The organism is Sorangium sp. So ce124, assembly GCF_051525235.1.
GTDB lineage: Bacteria > Myxococcota_A > Polyangia > Polyangiales > Polyangiaceae > Sorangium > Sorangium atrum.
Genome location: NZ_CP150312.1, coordinates 9,745,622 through 9,770,256, shown reverse-complemented (window position 1 = coordinate 9,770,256; position 24,635 = coordinate 9,745,622). Strand labels below are relative to the sequence as shown.

General features: G+C 66.9%; 9 protein-coding genes. 7 read left to right on the top strand and 2 right to left on the bottom strand.

Annotated features, from left to right (window positions below):
• The first annotated feature begins 56 nt into the window (after positions 1 to 56).
• Positions 57 to 3,635, top strand: coding sequence for a BREX-2 system adenine-specific DNA-methyltransferase PglX (gene pglX, locus WMF19_RS36715; protein WP_437894622.1), 3,579 nt, complete (start codon positions 57 to 59; stop codon positions 3,633 to 3,635).
• 149 nt (positions 3,636 to 3,784) lie between these two features.
• On the opposite strand, the gene WMF19_RS36710 is transcribed toward pglX, so the two are convergent.
• Entirely contained in the window at positions 3,785 to 3,919 is a 135-nt protein-coding gene (locus WMF19_RS36710; protein WP_437894621.1) for a hypothetical protein, read from the bottom strand.
• Between the two features lie 80 nt (positions 3,920 to 3,999).
• Here WMF19_RS36710 and WMF19_RS36705 point away from each other — a divergent pair, with 80 nt between their 5' ends.
• Both WMF19_RS36705 and WMF19_RS36700 read left to right on the top strand, forming a co-directional pair.
• Positions 4,000 to 4,734, top strand: a complete 735-nt coding sequence (locus WMF19_RS36705; protein ID WP_437894620.1) for a hypothetical protein — start codon at positions 4,000 to 4,002, stop codon at positions 4,732 to 4,734.
• Positions 4,735 to 4,742: 8 nt separating this feature from the next.
• Complete coding sequence (locus WMF19_RS36700) at positions 4,743 to 5,717, top strand: Uma2 family endonuclease (RefSeq protein ID WP_437894619.1); 975 nt, start codon at positions 4,743 to 4,745, stop codon at positions 5,715 to 5,717.
• A gap of 45 nt (positions 5,718 to 5,762) precedes the next feature.
• On the opposite strand, the gene WMF19_RS36695 is transcribed toward WMF19_RS36700, so the two are convergent.
• The gene (locus WMF19_RS36695) at positions 5,763 to 6,185 is read right to left on the bottom strand and encodes a MerR family transcriptional regulator (protein WP_437894618.1); all 423 of its coding nucleotides are present in this window, start codon (positions 6,183 to 6,185) and stop codon (positions 5,763 to 5,765) included.
• A gap of 882 nt (positions 6,186 to 7,067) precedes the next feature.
• On the opposite strand from WMF19_RS36695, the gene WMF19_RS36690 reads away from it, so the two are divergent.
• The 4 genes from WMF19_RS36690 (at position 7,068) to WMF19_RS36675 (ending at position 24,497) form a co-directional block, all read left to right on the top strand.
• On the top strand, positions 7,068 to 16,058 hold the full coding sequence (locus WMF19_RS36690) for a neuraminidase-like domain-containing protein (RefSeq protein ID WP_437894617.1): 8,991 nt from the start codon (positions 7,068 to 7,070) through the stop codon (positions 16,056 to 16,058).
• Between the two features lie 35 nt (positions 16,059 to 16,093).
• The gene (locus WMF19_RS36685) at positions 16,094 to 16,642 is read left to right on the top strand and encodes a hypothetical protein (protein ID WP_437894616.1); all 549 of its coding nucleotides are present in this window, start codon (positions 16,094 to 16,096) and stop codon (positions 16,640 to 16,642) included.
• Between the two features lie 191 nt (positions 16,643 to 16,833).
• Positions 16,834 to 24,198: a SpvB/TcaC N-terminal domain-containing protein gene (locus WMF19_RS36680; protein ID WP_437894615.1), complete on the top strand. Its 7,365-nt coding sequence runs from the start codon at positions 16,834 to 16,836 to the stop codon at positions 24,196 to 24,198.
• Positions 24,195 to 24,497, top strand: a complete 303-nt coding sequence (locus WMF19_RS36675) for a hypothetical protein (RefSeq protein WP_437894614.1) — start codon at positions 24,195 to 24,197, stop codon at positions 24,495 to 24,497. Before WMF19_RS36680 ends, WMF19_RS36675 begins: the two co-directional genes overlap by 4 nt.
• The last annotated feature ends 138 nt before the right edge of the window (positions 24,498 to 24,635 follow it).

Below are 24,635 nucleotides of genomic sequence, written 5' to 3'. Positions count from 1 at the left end.
GCGCGTGGTACCGTCGGCGCCGATCCGGCCGAAGCAGGCGAGGCGCGAGGTAGACGATGGCAGGCAAGCGCAAGAAAGGAGCGGACGAGAGCCTCACGACGGCGCTCGCGCGGCTCCTCGAGAAGACCCTCCTCCCGGACCTCACGGCCCGGGCGAAGACCCCGGCGGTGGCCGCGGTGCTCGCCGAGCAGCACGCCCGCGAGAAGGCCGAGTCGCGCACCGCCGACGCGCTGGCCGAGTGGACGCCGCGCTGGATCGAGCAGATCGGTGTGGCCTGGGTGCTCTCCTGCGTGTTCCTCCGGACGCTGGAGGACCGCGGCCTCGTCCGCCACCGGCGCATCGCTGGCGAGGGCGCCGCAGATGCCGAGCAACTGTTCTTCGAGCTCGCCCCGTCGCTCACCGCCCGCGACTACCTGCTCACCGCCTTCCGCGAGGTCGCGCGCCACCCCGGCGCCGAGGATCTCCTCGGCCCCACCCGGAACCCGGCGTTCCGGCTCTCGCCGTCGAACGAAGGCGCCCGTGCGCTGCTCGATTTCTTCCGCCAGACGGACAAGACTGGTGGCGGCCTGTGCTGGCGCTTCGAGGGGAGCGACACGCGGTTTCTCGGAGATCTGTACCAGGATCTATCGCCCAGCGTTCGCGAGCGCTACGCGCTTCTGCAGACGCCGGACTTCGTCGGAGCGTTTATCCTCGATTTGACCCTCGATCCAGCGATCGCGACCTTCGGTCTCGAGGAAACGCACCTTATTGACGCGACGTGCGGGTCGGGACACTTCCTGCTCGATACTTTCGAACGCATCTGCGAACACCGGATGCGTACGGCGCCAGGGATCGATGTTAGGGAACATGCAGCGGCGGCACTGGGACAGGTCCATGGCGCGGACATCAACCCCTATGCGGTCGCGATTGCGAAGTTTCGATTAATACTGGCATATATGGCGAAGGCGGAGCTCCGCAGCCTCGTCGACGTGAGCGGAAAGCTGCCGATTGATGTCGTGGTGGCGGATTCACTACTGTATGGTGTCAATGGGACGACTCGGAACTTCGCGGAACTAGGAAAACAGAGTGCGGCGGAGTGGGGACAGCCCATGTTCGACCTGGAGGACCAGGAGGCGGCGAGCCGGTTGTTCGGGCGGAAGTACCAGGCGGTGGTGGGGAATCCGCCGTACATCACGTGCAAGGATGCGGTGCTCCGGGAGGCGTATCGGGAACGATATGTGAGCGCATCGGGGAAGTACGCACTGGCAGCCCCGTTCACGGAGCGGTTCTTTCAGCTCGGAGTGGATGGGGGGTACGTGGGCCTGATCAATGCGAACAGCTTCATGAAGCGGGAATTCGGAAAGAAGCTGATCGAGGACGTGCTGAGGCGGCTCGATGTCACCCGAATCATCGATACCTCAGGAGCCTACATCCCGGGGCATGGGACCCCGACGGTACTGCTTTTCGGGCGGAACCAGCAGCCTGTCGCAACGACGGTGCGCGCCGTGCTCGGCAAGAGGGGGGAGCCAGAGACGCCGGAGGAGCCGAAGAAGGGGAAGGTCTGGTCGGCGATCGCGACACACTTCGATGATCTGACCTACGAGGACGACTTCGTATCCATTATCGATGTCGAGCGAGCAACGTTTTCGAGGCACCCATGGAGCCTTGGTGGTGGCGGAGCGTCCGAGCTCAAGGAATTGATTGGAGAACGAGCCAAAGCGCGCTTGGGCGAAATCGCAGATAGCATCGGAATCGCATCATTCACTCTCGAGGACGACGTGTACCTTCGGCCGAAGAGTGCATGGCTGAGGCTTAAACTGCCCGAAGCGCGGCTCCGGGCCATGGTTGTTGGAGAGGCGATTCGGGATTGGTCCGTCGGTGAAGTTGACGATGCATTCTTCCCCTACGACGACAATCTCTTGCCCGTGAGTCCGTTGGATCCAGGCTTGACTGCCCTTTGGCCTTACCGAACCAATTTGTCGAACAACATGCTATTCGGTGGCAAGACCAAAATACAAGGGGGACTCAAGTGGTATGAGTTTGGTCGACTTACGGTAGACAAGCTGCGTACCCCGCGAACAATCACATTTGCCTTCGTCGCCACCCACAATCACTTCGTCCTCGACCGGGGCGAGAAGGTGTTCAACCGCACGGCCCCCATCATCAAGCTGCCGGAAGGTGCCACGGAGGAGGACCACCTGGCGCTGCTCGGATACCTGAACAGCTCGACGGCGTGCTTCTGGATGAAGCAGGTGTTTCACGACAAAGGATCAGGCACGGACACGGGAAAGTGGCAATCGGAGCCTGCCAAGATCGCCTATGAATTTACTGGAACAGGCTTGCTTCCGCTGCCGATTCCGTCTATTCCGCAGCCCAAGACTCTCGTGGAGCTTGCGTCAGCTATCGAGCTGGTAGCGCGGGAACGGTCCGAGCTTCTGGATGAGCTGATTGATGGAATCATTGAAGATCAGTCGCTGCATGATTTCCAGAGGCGCATAGCAAAGGCCGCCGATTTAGACGGACAGTTGCTTGCTCACGGAATATACTTTCAGGAGTGGATGGATTGGTTCGTATATGGATCGATGGGTCTGGCGCCGGTCAGTCTCGCCGACCGATTTGGAACTGATCCGAGCGTCCGGATTGGAGTTCCTCTTGGGGGGCGACCGTTTGAGCTGCTCCTGGCACGCAATGGACAAGCTGTCGGAATTGATGGGCAAGCTCTCTTGCCCCAGTTGCCACCGTCTTGCTCACCAGAGACCGCCGCACTCTGGGAGGACCTCGTCAGTACGATAACGGCTAGCCCCGAACTCAGTGTCCTCGAAACCCCCGACTATAAGAGGCGCTGGTGCATCACTCCCAAGGACATGGGAGGTCGTGTCCTTACGTTCGAGGACCGCATGCGCGACCGACTTCAGTCCTGGCTGGCCGACAGGATCGAGGCCATATTTCGCGAAAGCCAAGCGCGGTTTTCGCTACGTCAACTGCTTGAGCGCCTGAGCCTCGACGTATCTTTCGGAGTCGCAGCGCAGCACTGGTCCGGCGCAACCGATCTGGATGCTGTCGTCGCAGCTTTTGTCGCGGCCGATGCGGTCCCCTACCTCGCCGCCCTTCGCTACACCGCCGAAGGCCTCGAGACCCGCAGCGCCTGGGAGCACACCTGGGCCCTCCAGCGCCGCGAGGACGCCGGTGAGAAGCTCTCCGCACCCATCCCCGTCCCGCCGAAATACGACGCCAAGGACTTCCGCGACCCCAACTACTTCCGCCTCCGCGGCAAGCTCGACGTCCCTCACGAGCGCTTCATCTCCTATCCCGGCGCCGAGAAGGACGACGATCCGAGCCCGCTCTTCGGCTGGGCCGGGTGGAACCACCTCGAGCGCGCCACCGCCCTCGCCGGTCTCTACCAGGAGCGCAAGACCGAGGACGGCTGGGGCGCCGATCGCCTCACCCCCCTCCTCGCGGGCCTCCTCGAGCTCGTCCCCTGGCTCAAGCAGTGGCACAACGAGATGAACGAGGAGTTCGGCGAGCGCCTCGGCGACTACTACGAGCGCTACGTCGACACCGAGGCCCGCGCCCTCGGCCTCTCCCTCGACGCCCTCCGCGCCTGGCGCCCCGAGGCCAGGGGACGCAAGGGCAAGGCGAAGCGAACCGCGCCGTGAGGGCCCCGACGAGCCGATTCCGTCCGCGGGACGATATCGAGCAGGCCTGGAGAGCCGAACTGGAGGAGCTCGCGCAGCAGGACACTCGGAAGGACAGGTGAGCCGTAACCACCCGGCCAAGGCCATCGTGACCACCCCGTCGAGGCCGGCTACGACTTGGGAGCGAGCTCGATGACACGCTCGGGCGGCCACGTGGGCAGCAGGATGAGCACATCGCGCAGGTAGGCCCAGCGCTCGTGTCGGATGCACGGAGTCAACCCGCTCGCCTGGGTGACAGACGTCATCGAACACTTGTATTTTACGCATTTTCTGCTATATTCAGCAGGCGCATGCGGAACGAGGGCGGGTGCTGGGGGGGTTGACGATGGCGAAGACGGATCGGAAGTTGAGTTATGATTCCAACGTCCTTTCTGTGGCGGTAAGCCTGGCGCTGCTGACGGCCCCAGGGTGCACAATCCGGCTAGGACCGGGCACGGATGGAACTGGTGGCAGCGGCCGCACCGACGATCAGACCGAGCAGGCTGATCCTATGCCATCCGATACCGGTGACGCGCAGCAACCACAACCGAACCAAGAAGCGACGCCGGAGGAGATGCAAACAGCCGCCGATGCGCTGGCGCAGGTAGATCCACAGGAGCTGGCCCTCGCCAGCGCGAAGGCCGGCTACGCCGCTTACTTCGTCCAAGGCAGCATCGAATCCCTCGGACTTGATCCCAACACGCTGGACGACGCCACGCTATCTCAACTCATCGAGCAGTACATGCCGCAGGCCATGAACGAGGCCAACAAGTGGGCGCTGACCGCAGACACATCGAACCTGCCTATTCCTGAGAATCCCAGGTGGGATTGTCGTCGCCTCTACGGTTGTCCTTCCAGGGTTCATTGCGTGAGGCCGACATGGGACGCTTTTTGCTTTGCCACCGACTGCGACGAAGCAAAGTGCCGCTCCTGCCCCGACATCTTCAACCTTAGTAATTTGCTTATCAAGTCTTGGTGCGCCTATGTCTGCATCGATGGAAGCAAAACAGTTGGCATCGCAGCAACAGTGATATCCCACTGGCGCACTGAGCCCATTGGCCCATTCTGCGTTCAGCTTTGAGAAGCACCATGGGAGAAAGTGCGCAAAGGGACGCTTTCAGCCACGCTCGAGAAGAGGCATCCAAGCTCGCCATGACGGTCGCGAGCGCTCTCAACTGGATGGGTCTGCTTGCCTGTCCACGGGCGGCCGCGCGTTATCCCGAGGATGGATGGCCACGACGCGAGGCGCTGGCAGGCGAGCTTGAGAAGTATCTAGCCTGCATGGTCCACGCAAGAGCCGCCCTGAGTGGGTGGGATCTCAAAATGCTCGCCTCGGAGCCGCACGCTCTGCGGCTGCATGGCTTTCTCATGGACTGGAATCCCTCGCCCGCCATCCCGGTGGGAATCATGCAGTCGGCGCGCGATTGTCTCGAGGCGCTTGATGTCCCAGAGCCTGCGGAAGGTTGGGATTCGTTCGACGGCTTTCCAGACCTGCCGACGCATGGCCGGAGCATGGGCCTGCCTGCGAGCGGTTCCCAAGCCGGCCTATCGGGAATCTTCGATTGTAGGACCCAGATGTCGATGTTGCCCGCGATACCGGAGGTCCATGCGCGCTCAGCGCTCGGTGTGGAGCTTGGCGGCGCGTTCCAGCGTGGACGCGGCGGACCAGGTGGTTTTTGGCTGCTCGACGCGCCTGCGATTCGTTTCTCCTCTCCTCCGCCCGAGTGCAGCGAGGACATCCTCGTTCCGGACCTTGCAGGATGGCGTCGGGAGCGGTTGACGCGCCTTCCCAGAGCGGCCTACCTCACCGTCGCGCCGGACTGGGCATGCGAGGTGCTGAGCCCGTCGACCGAGGCATTCGACCGCGAGTGCAAGATGCCCGTGTATGCCCGCGAGGGCGTGCGCTGGGTGTGGCTTCTGGACCCCGACGCTCGTGTCCTCGAGATCTACAGCCTGACCGAGAACCGCTGCTGGGGGATGCCGGCGGTCTACCGCGACAATGCTCTCGTACGAGCTGAGCCGTTCGAGGCGATCGAGCTCGATCTGGCAGTGCTCTGGACGTAGGTCGTCGCCTCAATCGTAAACGCCCGCCGAAGGCCATCGTGACGACTACCTCGCGCCGCCGAAATGGTTCACGATCTGCTGCGCGATCTGCCGCAGGACCGGCCCGCCCGCGCCGCTCACGAGCAGCTCCAGGCCGGGCACGAGGACGATCCGCTCCCACGGCTCGGCCGCGTAGGTCGGCTCGGGCGGCGGCTCCCTTCGCGGAGCGGGCGGCGGCGCGAGGAGCGCCTCCATCTCATCGAGCGACATGGCCGCGAGCTGCCGCCTGATCGCGGGCAGCTTGAGCCCCTTCTCGCGCAGCTTCTGGATGGTGAGGATGCGAAGCCGATGCTCGCGCAGGTACCGCGTCCCGGGTCCGGCGAAGGGCGGCGGGACAAAGAGGCCCTGCGTGTACCAGTAGCGGATGGTCCGCTCGCTCACCCCGGCCTCGCGCGCGATCTCCCCGATCGTCGTTCCGTCGTTCGGCATGCTCTTCCTCCTACGGCCGGGAAGAATAGGCCGCGCAGGCGGCAAACGATCGGAAATCTTGACAAGATTTCTCGCCAATTCGCCCGTGAACCAGCGATTCTGACAAGTTTACTTCTCAAGAACGGGTCGTGGAGGTCACTATGGAGAAGTTGACTTCTCCATCCTGGCTGCTGACAACCGCCGCCGACAAGCTAACTTATCCAACATGGCCGCCGACAACCGCCGCCGACAAGTTAACTTATCCATCGTGGCCGATCCCAGGCTCTTCCGAGAAGTTAACCTCTCAAGGCCGCCCGGGTTCGGGCCGCTCGCGCCGCCCGGACGACGCTGCCACGTTTCAGGGTCATGGGGCCACCCCGTTGCAGGGTCATGGGGCCAGGGGGAGACGACGTGACGTTCCGCGCGAAGGCTGCGCGCCAAGCGGCGCGTCAAAGGACACAAGCCTTCGCCATGCCTGCGTGAGCTCATGGCGGCGGCGGTGCGGTCGCGCTCGGCCGGCGACAGCAAGGGACAGACGTCCATCGACCGCGCGTGAGCCGTGGACATACCCCGAGATCGTCGAATGGCGGGGACGTGTTTCGAGCTTTCCAACGAGACGCGCCGTGGTAGTTCAAATTACGTCCTGCAGGGGCGTCCGCGGTGGCCCGCTGACGCACGTAGAGTCGAAGAGGGGATCGACAGCAAACAACTGATGTCTCGCGGAACCGCGAGAGCGTCCTCGTGCGGAGCGATCGGCGCGCGAATCGTCGCGCCGATCGTTCCGCGGTGGCTCTCCTCGTCATCTCCTCCGCTGTCGACCGTCGGCGACGAGGCGCACCGGCCGCGGCGGCCGAACACTGCGCCAACTGATGGTTTTTGACCATGGAATCGAAGGGAGCTCGCATGAAAAAGTATAAACTCTCCGGTCGGGTCGTCCGAGCCAAGACCGAAAGGGGCGTCGGGAGTGTGCGTGTCGAGGCGTGGGACAGCGCGGAGGTCACCACGGATCTCGTCGCCGTCGCCGTGACCAACCAGACCGGCGATTTCGAGATATCGCTCGACCAGGCCGCCGTGGATCGCCATTTCCAGGGGCGGAAGCCGCTGATCGCGCTCCGCGTGTTCTCGCCCGGGGCCGAGGAGTACGTCACGCGCTACACGCAATGGAAGGTGTCGCCGACGCCTGCGACCGTGCGGATCGAGGTGGACCTCGCGTTGACCTCGACCAGGCGCGCTCCAGCCCAATCGGTCGTACGCGGCATCGTGCGGAACGATCAAGGCGCGACGGTCGCGAACGCGACGGTGCGCGCCTACGACGTGAGGCTGACGTCAGAGATAGAGATCGGCTCGTCGACGACCGATTCGACGGGTCATTACAAGATCTCGTACTCGCCCCTGCTGGCATCCGGCAAGCAACAGCCGGATCTCCGGGTGATCGTCTACAACGGGTCGAATCAGGAGCTGGGCCGCTCCGCGCTGATCGTCCGCGCCCCATCGACCGCCGTCGTCGACCTGGTCACCAGCCAGAACCAGGAAGATCGCGGCCCCTCGGAGCTGCAGCAGCTCAAGTCCCGCACCGCGGCCCATACGCAGGGGGTGGTCCTCGGAACCCTTCAGGCCGAGCAGGTCGAGTTCGTCGCGATGGGGACCGAGGTGGATCGCGGGAAGGTCGAGGCGCTCGTCGCGGCCGACTCCCTCCTGACGTCCGTCGGCGTCGGCGGGTCCGCCGATTCTTTTTACCCCTTCGTCCGCATGGGCTTGCCGGCCACCCGGCGCGGGCTCCTGTCGTACCCCAAACCCGCGCTGCGCCGCGCGCTCGACGAGGCAAAGGAAGCGAAGATCGTGGGCGGCGAAGTCAGCGATAGCTTCGTCGATCTCCTCACCCAGGCCGCCGTCGATCTCGCCATGGGGGCGCCGCCCGCGGGAGCGACCTGCAGCCTCGGTCAGCTCGTCGAGCTCGTGCTGTCCGAGGAGGGCTACGCGGAACAGTTCCTCGCCGAGTACCTGGCGTTCGATGGCACGCCGGAGGCCTTCTGGGCCCACCTCGCGTCCTTGCCCGAGTACCAGAGCGAGGGCTCGCTCAACATCCCGCGGCTCCAGCTCGTGCTGCAGCTGGGCGCGCTCACGCGCTATCACTTCCCGCTCGTCGAAGAGCTGTGGGAGCGCTGGCAGGACGCCCAGTTCGCCGAGCTCAAGGACCTCGCGGCCTACAGCGAGGCCGACTGGATCGCGGTCCTCACCATCCAGCGCAACGGCTCGCCCATCAACTACCCGGCCGACACGCCCGGAGCGACGGTGGCCGAGAGGCGCGCGACCTACGCGAAGGTCCTCCGGCGGGCCCTGGAGGAGGCGTTCCCGTCGAAGGCGGTCGCGTCCGCGATCGCCGCGGTCGGCGGGAGCGAGCTGCCCACGTTCTTCAACAACAACCCTTCGTTCAAGCTCGGCGAGGCGCGCATCGGCCACTTCATCGCGTCGAACCCGGGGGCGGTCGCGGGGCTCTCCAACCCCATGGTCGCGGTGCGCGATCTCAAGGTGGTCGAGCGGCTGCACAATCTCACACCCAGGTACGAGGAGGCGAAGGTGCTGCTCGACGCCGGGTTCAAGTCGGCGCGGGAGATCTCCATCCGCGGCAAGCCCCGGGTCGGCGCCGAGCTCGGCGCTGCCCTCGGAGGCGTCGAGATCGCGAACGACATCTACGAAAAGGCGGTCGCCGTCTCCGATGTTGCGCTCGCGCTGTCGCTCAAGTTCGGCACGGCCTTCAACCAGGGCTCGGCCTACGCCCTGCCCAACCCCGCGCGCCGCGCGAGCCAGCCGGCGCCCGATCTCGCGACGTACGAGGCGCTCTTCGGCTCCTCCGACGCGTGCGCGTGCGCGCACTGCGCCTCGGTCTACGGCCCGGCGGCGTACCTCGTCGACATGCTCCGCTTCCTCGACCGGTACAGCTCCACGATCACGAAGAGCGGCAGCACCAAGTGGACCGCGAAGGAGCTGCTCCTCGGCAGCGCGCCGGGCTCCACGCCGGCGCGCGCCGGGCGGCGCCCGGACATCGGCCGGATCGACCTCACCTGCCAGAACGCCGACACGCCCCTGCCGTACGTGGATCTGGTGAACGAGATCCTCGTCCACGCGTTCGTGGGCGAGACCAAGGAGCAGAACGAAGCCCCGCCCGCGTTCCCGGAGCACATCGCGACCGTCGGCACCGCCGAGGAGCTCGCGGCCATGCCGAACCCGCCGAGCGGCGAGGAGGACTGGCACGAGACGGCTTACGAGCGCCTGGCGGAAACCGACTTCCCCTTCAGCTTGCCGTATCACCACCGGCACCACGAGGCGCGCGTCTACCTCGAGCACCTCGGCGTGCCCCTGCACGCATTCCTGAGCGAGCTGAGGGCGAGCTGGTCCAGCCCGGAGGCCATGTATCCCGAGGAGGCGGCCGCCCATCGGCTCGGGCTTTCACTGCGCGAGCGCGATCTGATCCGCGGCACATCGATCTCGGGCGTGACCCTGGCGAGCGCCTGGGGCGTCTCCGTGATCCCCGGCGGGCTGTTCAACGTGCCGGTGTTCCTCAAGCGCTCGGGGCTGTCCTACAACGAGCTGCGCGATCTGCTCGAGACATCCGTGCTCCATCGCTTCGGATCACCGGCGATCCAGCCGGCGGATAGCTGCAAGATCGACGAGCAGAGCATCGGCGGCCTGAGCGACGCCGTGGCCTCGCTGGACATCTTGCACCGCTTCCTGCGGCTCCGGCTGCGCCTCGGCTGGTCGATCCGCGAGCTCGACCAGGTGCTGGCCGCGTGCGCACCCAGCGGCACCGACCTCGTGAACAATCGCGCGCTGCGCGTGATCGCGGTGATCCAGGCGCTGCGCGCCGACCGGGGCATCTCGCTGCCGATCGCGGTGCTCGCGAGCTGGTTCGGGCCGCTCGACACCCGGCGCCGCGACGCCGGCGAGACGCCCTCGTTCTACGAGCAGCTCTTCCAGAACAGGGCCGTGACCAACCCGGTCGACGCGGCGCTCGCGCTGCCGGGGGTCGCCAGCCTGCCGACCGCCAACCTGCTCGCCGACCACACGCCCGCGGTCCTCGCCGGCCTGCGCATCAGCCGGGAGGAGCTGTCGCTGCTCACCGAGGACTCCGGGCTCGGGCTGCCCCCGCTCGTCCCGGCGGACACCTCCGATCTCGCGCCGGTGACGCTCGCGAAGCTCCACCGCATCGTCACCTTTGCGCGGGCGTTGCGGCTGTCGTTGCCCGATTTCCACGTGCTCTACAACCTGAGCAAGTACAGGCCGTTCGAGGTCGACAACCCAGAGCACACGCTGCGCTTCCTGGACACGGTCGATCGCGTCAGGCGCTCGGGGCTGTCGCCGGCCGACCTGGATGTCGTTTTCCGGGAGGGGTCGTCTCCGCGCGCGCGGATCTCCATGACGGCCGAGGCGGCGGGCCCCGTGCTCGACCAGATGTTCGGCGCGCTGCTGGCGCTGCGCGGCAAGAACGGCGACGGCGCCCCGGACATCGAGGCCGAGGCGGCCCTCGTCGAGGACACGCTCGCCGCAGCGCTGAAGCTCGACGCGCGGTCGACGCACCTGCTCATCGCGGACATCCTCACGACGGGCGAGCCGGGCGATGTGCCGCTCGGCAGCGCGTTCTCGCTGCCCGCCTCACCGCCGCCGTCGCTCGACGTCGTCAGCCGCGCCGCCCAGCTCGCCGCCTACCGGCACCTGGCCAAGGCCGCGGCGGTCGTGCAGCGGCTCGGCGCGAGCGCCGACGAGATCGAGCGGATGTTCGTCTTGGACGAGGGCGAAGGCGCCACGGTGGCCCTCGATCTCGACGCCTTGCCGCGCGCCGAGATCAACAGCGCCGGCACCGGCTCGCCGCTGTTCGAGGCCTGGGAGAAGCTCGTACAGTTCGTCGAGCTCCGTTCCCTGCTCGTCGGACCGAACCCGTCGCTGGCGAGCCTGTTCGTGGCCGGGACCCCGGAGCAGGCCGCCACGGCGCTGGCGGAGGCCACGGGCTGGCCCGCGGCGGACGTCGAGCAGCTGCTCCTCGCCCGCGGCTATGGGCCGAGCAACCCGCTCAACCCGAGCAACGCCGCGGAGCAGGTCTCGGTCCTCGGGCTCGTGCGCCGCGCGATCGTGATGCTGAAGCGGCTCGGCATTTCGGCCCAGCAGGCGATCGACTGGGAGACCTCGATGTACTCGGACGGCGCCGGGCCTGCCGAGAGCATCGTCCGGGCCGCGAAGGCCAAATACTCCGACGCCGAGTGGGCGCGGGTGGCGCCGCCGCTGCGCGACGTGCTGCGCGAGCGGCTCCGGTCGACGCTGGTGGCGTACCTCGTGGCGAAGCGGGGATACGAGGACAGCGACGACCTGTTCGCCAACCTGCTCGTGGACGTCGAGACGAGCCCGGCGGTGATCACCTCGCGCCTGAAGCAGGCCATCGGCTCGGTGCAGACGTTCGTGCAGCGCGCGCTCATGAACCTGGAGTCGGGAGAGCTGAAGCTCCCGGAGGAGGCGGCGCGCGAGTGGGCGTGGCGGAAGAGCTTCCGTGTCTGGGAGGCGAGCCGCAAGGTGCTCCTTCAGACCGAGCTGTACCTCGACCCGTCGCTGCGCGACGACAAGTCGCCGTTCTTCAAGGCTCTGGAGGCCGAGCTCCGGCAGCAGGACATCACCGACGACTCCGCGGAGCGCGCGTTCGAGCGGTACCTGGACAGGCTCGACGAGGTCGCGAACCTCGAGATCGCGAGCGCGTTCCACCAGGAGGAGGAGGGCGACGACACGCACCTTCCGATCGACGTGCTCCACGTCGTCGGCCGCACCGCGGCCCAGCCGTACAAGTATTTCTACCGCACGCGGGTGGACGGGCTGTCCTGGACTCCCTGGGAGCCCATCGATCTCGACATCGAGGGGGACAGGGTCCTGCTCGCCGTGGTGGATCGTCGCCCACACCTGTACTGGCCGATCATCGAGGAGCGCGCCGAGCCGGTGCAGCCGATACCGAGCGACACGCGCGAGGCGGGCAAAACGGCGGTGACGAGCCATTACATCCGCCTCGCGTGGAGCCAGCGCCGCAACGGCGCGTGGGGTGCGCGCCGGATGAGCGGCGGCTCGGAGGTGACGCTGGCGTCAGAGTCGGATCCCGATCGTGTCTCGCTGTTCGTGCAGCGCGACGACGAGCAGGATCCGCCCGCGATCGCGGCGATGACGCTCGACGGCACCGGCGGCGATCGCCTCGGGCATTTCGCGCAGAGCGCTTGCGGTGCGCTGGAGGGCACCCAATTCATCTCCAACTATTCGCACTTCAGATCTCTCAGTGATGGAATGCCCCTCAGGACCGGCTGGCGGGGGCAGCACGTGGTGTCGAAAGATGCGACAGAGCTGGTCGTTCCGGTCAAGATCAACGGCTTCCTGAAGTGGATCCCGCTGCTCGGCAGCGTCACCCCGTTCCGCGCGCTCATCCCGCGTGAGATCGGCAGCGGGCACTTCAAAGACACCGCCTCGGCCGGCGTGTCGTTCTTCTTCAAGGACGCGAGGTCGACGTTCTTCGCTGATCTCGTCCTGACCGAGTACACCGAGTGGGATAAGGCCACGCAGGTCCAGCCCGGGATGACGGCGTACGGCGACATCGGCCTGAAATTCGGCGCGTTCGCCATGCGCGCGGGGTCGACGGCGGACGAGTGGGCGCACAGGGCGCCCGAGGAGACGCGCATCGCGCACGTCTACGAAGACGCGAAGCGATACCGCTTCATGTCCTTCTACCACCCCTACGCCTGCCTGTTCCGGAAGGAGCTGCAGCGCTCGGGCGTGGACGGGCTGCTCAAGTGGTCGCTCCACCCGACCGAGCCGCTCCAGCTCCGCTCCGGCGACGTCGACGCCTTCAAGGAGACGTACGACCCCGACCCCGCCAACGTGCTCACGCCGTATCCGAAGGAGGAGGTCGACTTCTCGTTCCAGGGCGCTTACTCGATCTACAACTGGGAGCTGTTCTTTCACGCGCCGTTCCTGATCGCCCTCCGGCTGATGCAGAGCGGCCGGCACGCCGAGGCGCAGCGCTGGCTCCACTTCATCTTCGACCCGACCACGGGCGATCCGGCCCCGGCGCCCGAGCGCTTCTGGAACGTGCGGCCGTTCCGCGAGAACAAGGATCTCGCCTCGATCGAGGACGAGCTCCGGGAGCTGCCGGCCTCGGAGCAGGGCGCGATGGCCAAGCTGATCAGCGCGCTCCTGACGAACCAGGGCGACGCGTCGGAGAAGCTCGATCTCGCCGCGCAGATCGAGGCGTGGCGGGAGGACCCGTTCAATCCGCACCTCGTCGCGCGGATGCGGCCGATCGCCTACCAGAAGGCGGTGGTGTCGAAGTACATCGAGAACCTGATCGCCTGGGGCGATCAGCTCTTCCGCCGCGAGACCATCGAGTCGATCAACGAGGCGACGCAGCTGTACATCCTCGCCGGCAACATCCTCGGCCGGCGCCCGGCGCGCGTCGAGCGGAAGGACGCGGTGACGCCGCGGAACTACTGGCAGCTCGAGGCGCTCGGGCTCGGAGACCTCTCCGACCCGGTGATCGGGTCGCGGTCCCGCGTCGAGGCGGAGAGCCTCGCGATCCTGATCAAGCCGCCTCACCCCACGATCCACGAGCGGGCGCCTGACCTCGGGGAGCTGTACTTCTGCGTGCCCCGCGACGAGGCGCTCTCGGGGCTGTGGGACACGGTCGCCGATCGGCTCTTCAAGATCCGACACTCGATGAACATCGATGGGTCGGTCCGGACGCTGCCCCTGTTCGAGCCGCCCATCGATCCGATGCTGCTCGTGCAGGCCAGGGCGCTCGGCGTGGATCTCGCGACGGTGCTCGGCGAGGCGAGCTCCCCGCGGCTCCCCTACCGCTTCCAGGTGGTGCTCGCGAAGGCGGCGGAGCTCTGCGGCGCGGTCTCCGGGCTCGGCGCCGCGCTGCTCGCCGCCATGGAGAAGAAGGACGGCGAGGCGATCGCGCGGCTCCGCTCCGGCCACGAGGTCGAGCTCCTCGCGGCGGTGCGCGAGATCAAGGCGCAGCAGGTCAAGGAGACCCAGGCGACCGTCGCCTCGCTGGAGCGGTCGCTCGAGACGGCGCGGCTCCGCCGCGACCACTACGCGGGCTTGCCGCGGATCAGCGCTGCGGAGCAGGGCGCGCTGGCCATGAGCATCACGGGCTTGGAGCTCGGGCTCGCGGCGCAGGTGATCGCCGCCGTCGCCCCCGGCGTCGAGGCGACCCCGTCGACGACGTTCGGCGGCGCGGGCACGATGGGGAGCCCGGTGGCCCTCACCACGATCGGCGGGCAGGCCTCGGGCGCGTCGATCGAGGCGGCGGCACAGGCGCTCTCCATGGCCGCCGGCGCGCTGCGCGAGGGCGCGTCGATCGCGTCAACGATCGCCGGCTACGAGCGGCGCGCCGAGGAGTGGGCGCTGCAGGAGCGGCTCGCGGCGAAGGAGATGCAGGGCCTGGAGAAGCAGATCGTCGCCGCGAAGATCCGCGCCGCGGTGGCCGAGGTGGAGCTCAGGAACCACGATCGGCAGACCGAGCAGGCGCGCGAGGTGCTCGAGTTCCTCCGGGACAGGAAGCGCACGACCGAGGAGCTGTACGACTGGATGGTGGCGGAGCTGTCGACCGTCCACTACCAGACGTACACGCTGGCTTTCGACATGGCCAGGCGCGCGGAGCGGGCGCTCCGGTTCGAGCTCGGCACGGCCGACAGCACGCCCGCGATGGTGCGCTTCGGCGCCTGGGACAGCCTGAAGCAGGGCCTGCTCGCGGGCGAGCGGCTCCAGCACGACCTCCGCCGCCTGGAGGCCGCATTCCTGGAGCAGACGCCGAGAGAGGCGGAGCTCGTCAAGAACGTCTCGCTCGCCGAGGTCGCGCCCGAGCAGCTCATGCGGCTGCGCGAGACCGGCACCTGTGACGTCGTGCTGACGCAGGAGGTGTTCGATCTCGATTACCCGGGTCACTACTTCCGTCGCATCAAGTCGGTCGCCGTCACGATACCGACCGTGACCGGCCCGTACGCGGGCGTGAGCTGCACGCTCACGCTGAGCAACACGCGCGTGCGCCCGCCGCCGCAGCCGGCGGTGACCGCCGAGACCTATCCGGACACTGAGGGCTTCCGGACGGATCTCGTGCCGCTGACGGACGTGATCGCGACCAGCGGAGGGGTGAACGACGCGGGCCTGTTCGAGCCGAACCTGCGCGACGAGCGGTATCTCCCCTTCGAGGGCGCGGGCGTGCTCGGCACCTACAAGATCGAGCTCCCTGCGGCGAACAACCGCTTCGACATCGCGGCGGTGAGCGATGTGATCCTGCACATCCGGTACACGGCGCGCTCGAACAGCACCCTCGCGGCCGCGGCGAAGACGTATTACCACGACCACCCGCCGGTGCGGCGCCGGCTCTTCAGCCTGCGGTCCGAGCTGCCGGCCGAGTGGGCCCGGTTCATGGTAGCGCCGTCGGATGACGACGTGGCACAGCAGCTGTCCATCCCGCTCACGCCGGAGATGTTCCCCTATGCCCCGGCGACGCAGAAAATCGCGCTGAAGAGCTACACGCTTTATGCGCGGTGGAATGGGAAGACGCATTATTCGGCCGGGGACGAGCTCCAGGTCGCGATGGCGCGGCCAGGCGTCGCGGAGGAGGGCCCGCTCACGCTTAACCAGTTCCCGCTGGACAGCACCGGCGGCTGCAACACGGGGGCCAGCGACAAGGTGAATTTGTCCGAAGGCGAAAGGGATCTCGGCACCTGGACGCTCGGCGCGAGCCGCACTCAGGTCGGCGTGATCGACGATGAGCTCAAGACGGAGGACGACCGGCTCAACGACACGCTTCAGGACATCTACCTGCTCTGCGAGTACGGTTTCGTCGACGCGATCGAGGTCGGATAAGAGAACCAGGCGATCTCTCACCAAGGAGTCAGCATATGTCGGACAACATCACGCTTCCTGAGGGCGCGGGCACGCTCCTCGCCACCGACGAGATCCTCGGCGTCCACGTCCTGCGCGCCAAGCTGCAGACAGGCGCGGACGGCACCGCCGTCGACGTCTCGCAGACCGACCCGCTTCCGGTGACTCTGGTCGGGTCGCTCCCGGCCGGCACCAACACGGTCGGCGCGGTGAACGTGAAGCCGGCCACGGCAGGTGGGCTCTCCATCTACCGCAACGTCGGACTGAGCACCACGGGGCAGAGCGTGAAGAGCTCCGCCGGGCAGGTGTTCGGCTGGCACCTGGCCAACTGGAGCTCGACCGATGCGTTCGTGAAGCTCTATGACGCGGCCGGGGCCCCGACGGTCGGCTCGAGCCAGCCTGCCTTGACGCTCATGGTGCCGGCCGGGCAGGTGGTCTCGGCAGAGCACACGAATGGTATCGCGTTCACGAACGGCATCGGTATCGGCGCGACCGCCGCCGCGGCAGACGACAACACCTCCCAACCGGGAGCGAACACGGTGATCGTGAACGTGTTCTACAAGTAGCGCTGCCCGCAGAGGGGACGAGCCCTCGTCCGGGGGGATCGGGCGACGAGGACAGGGCCGTGGAGAGCTTGAACAGTCCGTGAGCGGCGCTGGCCCGGCGCCGCTCACGGGCTCGGCGGCCGGCGCCGTCGTGCCGGAGCGAGTCGCTCCGGGCGCGCGGGCCGCCCATTGCCATGGGAAGAGGGAGACGAATGAACGCTCGTGAGCCCAAGAAGGAATCCACCGCTGCTCCGGCAGCATCACCGGCCGCGCCGGACGGCGGAGCTCGCGGCAAGAGCCGAGACCCCGCGTCCCTCGCCCGGGAGGGGTCCGGCAAAGACACCGAGGCTCCGAAGGGCCTCCCCGGCGCGCCCAAGGCGCCGGAGCTGCCCGCGCCCGCGCTGCCCAAGGGCGGCGGCGCGATCCGCGGGGTGGATGAGAAATTCTCCGCGAACCCGGTGACGGGCGCGGGGTCGTTCTCGATCCCGCTGCCGCTGAGCCCCGGCCGCGCGGGGTTCGGGCCAGCGCTGGCGGTGACGTACGACTCGGGGGCAGGCAATGGCCCGTTCGGCGCCGGCTGGCAGCTGTCGATCCCGCGCATCACGCGAAAGACCGACAAGGGCCTTCCCCGTTACGACGACGCGCACGAGAGCGATGTGTTCGTCCTGTCCGGCGCGGAGGATCTGGTGCCGGCCCGGTCGATCGACGGCGCCACGCTCGACCGGTACGAGACCGACACCGAGAGGGTGATCCGCTACCGTCCCCGCGTCGAGGGCGCGTTTGCGCGCATCGAGCGCCGCGAGGTCAAGGAGGGCGGAAACGTGTACTGGACGGCGACGACGCCGGACAACATGACGAGCGTCTACGGGCGGAGCGCGCCCGCGCGGATCGCCGACCCGGCGAGGCCTGCGCGCATCTTCTCGTGGCTGCTGGAGGAGACTCGGGACGACAAGGGCAATGTCGTTGTATACGACTACAAAGCAGAAGACCTGATGGGTGTGGCGCGCGACGAGGCCGCGGAGAGCCACCGCCACGCCGGCCGTGCGGCGGTGGCGAACCGCTATCTCAAGGGCGTCCGTTACGGGAACACCGTGCCGGGCGTCGCGGGGAGCTTCCTGTTCGAGGTCGTCTTCGATTACGGCGAGCACGACGCCGAGGCGCCCACGCCCGAGGGAAGCGCCCCGTGGCTGGTCCGCCAGGACCCTTTCTCGGTGTACCGCGCCGGCTTCGAGATCCGCACCTACCGGCTCTGCCGTCGCGTGCTGATGTTTCATCATATGTCCGAGCTCGGCGAGACGCCGTGCCTCGTGCGGTCGCTCGACCTCACATACGTGGAGAACGCTTACCTGACGCGGCTCGCCACCGCGATCCAGGCCGGATATGTCCGCCATCCGCAGACCCAGGCGTACAGCCGCGAGGCGCTCCCGTCGATCGCGCTGACGTACAGCGAGCCGGTGATTCACCGCGAGGTGAAGTCGCTCGACCCCGAGAGTCTGCGCGACCTGCCGGGCGGCACGATGGGTTCCGGGCGGCGGTGGGTCGATCTCGACGGCGAGGCGCTGCCCGGCGTGCTGATCGAGGAGGGCGAGGCGCTGTATTACAAGCAGAACCTCGGCGGGGGCCTCCTGTCCGCGGCGCGGCCGCTGCAATCTCGCCCGGCCGTCTTCGGCGGGCAGCTGCTCGACATCGACGGAGACGGGCGCAAGGAGCGGGTGGTGTTCGAGCGGCCGGTGGCGGGCTACTTCGACCGCACCGACGCGGGCTGGGCGGCGTTCCGCCCGTTCGCGTCGCAGCCGAACGTCGACTGGAGCGACCCGAACGTCCGCCTGATCGATCTGAACGGTGACGGGCACGAGGACATCCTGATCACGGGGCCCGACACGTTCACGTGGTATCCGTCGCTCGCCAAGGGCGGCTTCGACCGGCCGATCACGATCTCGCGTCCGAGCGACGAGGAGCGCGGGCCGTCGCTCGTCTTCGCCGACGCGGCGCAGAGCATCTTCCTGGCCGACATGAGCGGCGACGGGCTGGTGGACCTCGTGCGGATCCGGAACGGCAACGTGTGTTACTGGCCCAACCTCGGCCATTGCCGCTTCGGGGCCAAGGTGCAGATGGGCGGCAGCATGCGATTCGACCACGAGGGCCGCTTCGACCCGAAGCGCATCCGCCTCGCCGACGTGGACGGCTCGGGGACGACCGATATCGTCTACCTGCACCCGGACGGCGTGCGCTTCTATGCGAACAACGCCGGCAATACGTTGGCTTCGCCGGTGATCCTGCCGCAGCTGCCCGACGTGAGCGATCTGGCGGCGGTCGAGGTGATCGATCTGCTCGGCTCCGGGACCGGGTGCCTGGTGTGGGCCTCATCGCTGCCCGGGGCGCGCCCGCGGGTGCGCTACATCGATCTGCTCGGGAGCAAGAAGCCGCACCTCTTGACCTCGATCGCGAACAACCTCGGAAGGACCACGACGGTGACCTACGCTCCGTCGACGAAGTTCTACCTGGCCGACCGGGCGGCCGGCCGGCCGTGGGTGACGAGGTTGCCGTTCGTGGTCCATGTCATCGAGCGCGTGGAGGTATTCGACGCGATCTCGCGGCATCGCTTCGTGACAACGTATGCGTACCACCACGGCGACTACGACGGGGTGGAGCGGGAGATGCGCGGCTTCGGCATGGTGGAGCAGCGGGACACCGAGTCGTTCTCGGCGTTCAGCGGGGCTGGCTTCGCGCCGCCCGCGGCCAACGCGGATCCCGAGCTGCACCTGCCGCCGGTGCTGACGAAGACGTGGTTCCATACCGGCGCCTGGATCGAGGGGGTGAAGATCTCGGCGCAGTACGAGCGCGAGTATTACGCCGGCGACGCGGATGCGGTCCGTCTGGCGGACACGCTGCTTCCCGAGGACTTCCGCGTCGTGGAGATGCGCGAGGCGTGCCGGGCGCTCAAGGGGCGGCCCCTCCGCCAGGAGATCTATGCACTCGACGGCTCTGCGGAGGAGCCGCGTCCGTACGTCGTCAAGGAGCACAGCTACGCGATGCGGCGGCTCCAGCCCGCGGTGGGGGATGCGCACGCGGTGTTCTTCGCGCATGCGCGCGAGGCGCTGGAGTACCATTACGAGCGCGGCGAGAGCGATCCACGCGTGGCGCACGCGCTCACGCTGGAGGTCGACGATTACGGCGCGGTCCTGCGGGCGGCGCAGATCGGGTATCGCCGGCGGGCGGCGTGGGCGGAGTTCCCCGAGCAGGGGCAGGGGAAGGCGACGCTGACGGAGAGCAAGGTGAAGCACCTGGTCCCGGACGAAGAGGGTGCTTATCGGATCGGGGTCCCGACCGAAACGCGGACCTACGAGCTGCACGGCCTGCCGCTCGGCGCGGAGGGGGTGCTCGCGTTCCAGGCAGTCCTCGACGCGGCGGCTGCGGCGGAAAACGTGCCGACGCTCACGTACGACGGGACGCCGAGCGGGGGCTTCCAGAAGCGCCTGTTGCAGCATGCGCGCACGAGGTACTGGAGCGACGATCTCACGGGGCCGCTGCCGTTCGGAGAGGTCGGCAGCAGGGCGCTCGTTTACGAGAGCTTCGCCAAGATCCTCACGCCTTCGTTGATCACGTCCGTGTTCGGGACCCGTGTCACGAGCGGCATGCTCGCGGAGGGGGGCTATCTCCAGCTCCCGGACGATCCGGACTATTGGGTGTCCTCGGGGCGGGCGGTGCCTTCGGCGGCTCACTTCTACTTGCCGACGACGTTCGTCGATCCGTTCAGCAATGCGTCGCAGGTCGCCTACGACCCGTATTGCCTGCTCGTGACGGCGGTGACCGATCCGCTGAGCAATCTCGCGGAGGCCGTCCCCGACTACCGCGTCCTCGCCCCGCGGCAGCTCACGGACGCAAACCGCAACGTGAGCGAGGTGCGCTTCGACGCGCTGGGGAGGGTCACGGCGATGGCGCTGATGGGCAAAGCGGGTGCCGGCGAGGGCGACACGCTCGACGACCCGACGGCCACATTCGCGTACGATCTGGAGCGATTCGAGTCCACCGGCGAGCCGAGCGTGGTGCACGCGCGCGCCCGCGAGCAGCACGGACCGGGCAACCCGCGCTGGCTGGACACGTACATCTACTCGGACGGCTCGGGCAACGAGGTGCTGCGCAAGGTGAAGGCGGAGCCGGGGCTCGCGCCCGAGCGCGACGCGAACGGCGCGCTGGTGCACGACGCAGAGGGCGACCTGGTCTTTTCGCATGCGACGTCGCGCTGGGTCGGGACCGGGCGCACGGTGCTGGACAACAAGGGCAATCCGGTCAAGCAGTACGAGCCGTTCTTCAGCGCGACGCACGAGTACGAGGACGAAGCGGAGCTCGTGGAGTGGGGGGTCACGCCGATCCTGCGGTACGATCCGCTTGGCCGGCTCATCCGGACCGACCTGCCCAATGGGACGTTCTCGCGGGTGGTGTTCGATGCGTGGAAGCAGACGTCGCACGATCCGAACGACACGGTGCTGGAGAGCTCGTGGTACGCGGCGCGCCAGGCGCTGCCTGCGGGCGATCCGGAGCGCCGTGCGGCGGATCTGGCCGCGGCGCACGCGGGCACGCCGGCGGTGAGCCACCTGGACGCGCTGGGGCGGGTGTTCCGCGCCGTGGCGGACAACGGCGCCGAGGGACAGTACGTCACGCAGAGCACGCTGGATATCGAGGGGCAGCCGGTCGTGATCACGGATGCGCGCGACAACGAGGCGAAGCGGCATCGCTTCGGGCTGGGCGGGCAACTGCTGTACCAGAACAGCAATGACGGCGGCGAGCGGTGGATGCTGGCGGGCGCGACAGGACAGTGGCTGCGCGCGTGGAACGGGCGAGGGTTCGTCTATCGCTCGTCGTACGATGGGCTGCGCCGGCCGACGCACGAGCAGGTGCAGCTGGGCTCGGGCAGCGAGCGACTGGCGCGCCGTTACGTCTACGGCGAAGCGCACCCGCAGGCGACGGCGCTGAACCTGCGCGGCAGGCTGTACCAGGTGTATGATGGCGCGGGAGTTGTGACGAGCCAGGCGTACGACTTCAAGGGAAATGTGCTGCAGGCGTCGCGCCGGCTGCGCAGCGACGTGCACACGGACGCCGACTGGTCGGTGCTGTCGGCGCTGACGGATGTGTCCGCCATCGCGACGGCGGCCGAGCCGCTGCTGGAGACCGAGAGCTTCGGCACGCTGACGGCGTACGATGCGCTGAACCGCCCAACCAGCCTGACCGCCCCGGATGGCCTGACCGCCTCGGATGCGAGCGAGGTCAAGCCGACGTACAACGAGGCGGGGCTGCTGGAGCGGGTGGAGGCGCGGATTCGAGGCGCGGTGGCGTGGACGACGTTCGTCGACAACATCGATTACGACGCGAAGGGGCAGCGCGAGCGGATCGAGTACGGCAACGGCACCTCGACGGCGTACACGTATGACCCGCTGACGTTTCGGCTCTCGCGCCTGAAGACGACACGGAACTCGGACAGCGCTGTGCTGCAGAACCTGACGTATGTGTACGACCCGGTCGGGAACATCGTGGAGATCGGGGACAGCGCGCAGCAGACGGTGTTCTTCAACAACGCGGTGGTATCGCCGAGCGCGCAGTACGTGTACGACGCGGTCTACCGGCTGATCGAAGCGACGGGGCGGGAGCACGCGGGCGGGCTGTCGGACGCGCCGCGCGACCAGAACGACCTGCCGATCCAGTCGCTGCCGCACGCGAACGACGCGCAGGCGCTGAGGAACTATACGGAGCAGTACGTCTATGACGCCGTGGGCAACCTGCGGAGGATGGTGCACCAGGCGGGCACGGGAAGCTGGACGCGGTGGTATGCGTACGAGGAGACGGAGAACAACCGGCTGACGAGCACGACCGGGGACCCGGAGAACGGGCCGTTCCGCACCTATGCGCATGACGCGCACGGCAACATGACGTCGATGCCGCACATCACGGCGCTGACCTGGGACGAGAACGACCAGGTGCGGAGCACGGATCTCGACGGCGGCGGCAATGTCTATTACGACTACGATGCTGCGGGTCAGCGCGTGCGCAAGGTCTGGGAGCACAATGGGCTCGTGGACGAGCGCATCTACCTCGGCGGTTACGAGGTGTACCGGAGGCGCAACAGCTCGGGGCTGGTGCTGGAGCGGCAGACGCTGCACGTGATGGATGGCGCGCGGCGGGTGGCGATGGTGGAGACCAAGACGGTCGATACCCCGGGGCCGTTCACGGTGACGCCGCGGGTGCGCTATCAGCTCGACAACCACCTCGGGTCGGCGTCGCTGGAGGTCGACGGGGCGGGGCTTGTGATCGGCTATGAAGAGTATCACCCGTACGGGACGACGGCGTACTGGTCGGCCAGCAGCGCCGTAGAGGTGAGCCAGAGGCGGTACCGGTACACGGGCAAGGAAAAGGACGAGGAAACCGGGCTCTACTACCACGGCGCGAGGTACTATGCGCCGTGGCTGGGGAGGTGGACGAGTGCGGACCCAGCGGGAATGGTGGACGGTCCGGGGTTGTATAATTATGTGAGGGGAAATCCAGTTCGGTTGACGGATCCGACCGGGAAGGAGAGCGCGACCGACAAGCAGATTGCACAGATGACTGATGTGCAGTTGCACCGGCATTTTACTAGCCTTTCGCCAGAAGCCCGCGCGTCGTTTGCCGGTGCCGCAACCGGCAAATTTGCAGAAAGAGCATGGGCGACACTCAACCGGGGTGGAATGGACATTGGCTATGATCTCCCAGCCGACACGATCACGGGCTCTGCTTCAAAGGCGGCTACGCCGCACATGACTGCAGTGAGCCCGCGTCCAACGGCGGAGCAACTCCGAGACAAGACGCCGCTCCTGCCGTTCTTTCTCAAGGTGCCCGCGCAGTATGTTCGAACGAATCAGGAAACACCCCAGGGGGCTCCGGTTGGTCTGGCTGCCCTACGGCAGCTAAATGGAGGTGCAGCACTCGCGGTTGCCAATTTCTCGCGGGACATCGCTCCAGGAACAGCTGTCGAGAATCTCACGCTGCAATCCGTCGACGTCCTTTCTGCCGGCGTTGGAGTTCTCGCTGCGGCGGCACCCCTTGAGAGGACTGGGGCAACCGTGGGACCGCTCGCGAGAGCTGTTTCGAGCAGCGAGAGGAATGCCAGCCCTCTCAGCGAAGCGCAACGTGCGGAGGCCCTTGCAATCGCCGAAGAATTGGGGATGCCAGCGGAGCGCACCGTTGTAAGCAGCTCGCAGAGCACCTCTCATGCCGGTGGCATGCTGGATATCCTCATCATTGGTCCAGATGTGCTACCCGCGGTTAACGCTCCAGTGGGCACAACGGGTGCAAACGCAAGGATCGGCATGCGCGGTGCCCTGGCACATGAACTGATCGGCCATCGCGAGGCTTATCTCGCGGGGCGTACCCTTTCGGACGGCATTTTCGAAGAGGCACAGGCGAGCATCAGGGCTGCCAAGTTGACTCCGGGACTCTCCAGCACCGAGCGCGTGACGCTGTTGAGGGATGCTGTTAATCGTCTCCATAACGCTGGCCGGACGACCGAAGACATTAGGCCACTTCTCTTTCTCGGGAGGGCTGAATGAAAAAGGTGATGACAATACACGATGTGTGGGAGTTCTCTCATGTTGATGGCGTGGTCGCTGCTGGCACAAATGCGGACTTTGATGCGATGGATCGCCGGAGAGTTGAAGCGCTCTTGTGTGGGCGTGAGGTCGTGGTGATTCTTGCTAGTGGTGCTGTCGCCCGGTTGATTCCTGCAGGTGTTCATGTCTCCGAATCGATTGTTGGCAAGAAAAACATTCTTCTAACCATGCCGAGATTCATATCCAAGACAGATCTAGTCGTGGGGTCCGACGTGTGTATGGTCGACGAAGGTGGATAACCCCGGCCTAGCGCAAGGCTCATTTCTTGTTCGGTCATTGAGGTTTCGCTTCGTCTTGCCCGGTTTTGTTTCGCGTAACAGCTGAATCGAAGCCAGAGGCTGGGTCGAACCCAGGATACTGCTTTTTCCCTCCGGCCC

Excerpts from the sequence above, each read along its gene's own strand:
- WMF19_RS36700 (WP_437894619.1), top strand. The coding sequence starts at position 4,743 with ATGGGAGAAAGTGCGCAAAGGGACGCTTTCAGCCACGCTCGAGAAGAG.
- WMF19_RS36690 (WP_437894617.1), top strand. The coding sequence starts at position 7,068 with ATGAAAAAGTATAAACTCTCCGGTCGGGTCGTCCGAGCCAAGACCGAA.
- WMF19_RS36705 (WP_437894620.1), top strand. The coding sequence starts at position 4,000 with ATGGCGAAGACGGATCGGAAGTTGAGTTATGATTCCAACGTCCTTTCT.
- WMF19_RS36680 (WP_437894615.1), top strand. The coding sequence starts at position 16,834 with ATGAACGCTCGTGAGCCCAAGAAGGAATCCACCGCTGCTCCGGCAGCA.
- WMF19_RS36695 (WP_437894618.1), bottom strand. The coding sequence starts at position 6,185 with ATGCCGAACGACGGAACGACGATCGGGGAGATCGCGCGCGAGGCCGGG.
- WMF19_RS36675 (WP_437894614.1), top strand. The coding sequence starts at position 24,195 with ATGAAAAAGGTGATGACAATACACGATGTGTGGGAGTTCTCTCATGTT.
- WMF19_RS36710 (WP_437894621.1), bottom strand. The coding sequence starts at position 3,919 with ATGACGTCTGTCACCCAGGCGAGCGGGTTGACTCCGTGCATCCGACAC.
- WMF19_RS36685 (WP_437894616.1), top strand. The coding sequence starts at position 16,094 with ATGTCGGACAACATCACGCTTCCTGAGGGCGCGGGCACGCTCCTCGCC.
- pglX (WP_437894622.1), top strand. The coding sequence starts at position 57 with ATGGCAGGCAAGCGCAAGAAAGGAGCGGACGAGAGCCTCACGACGGCG.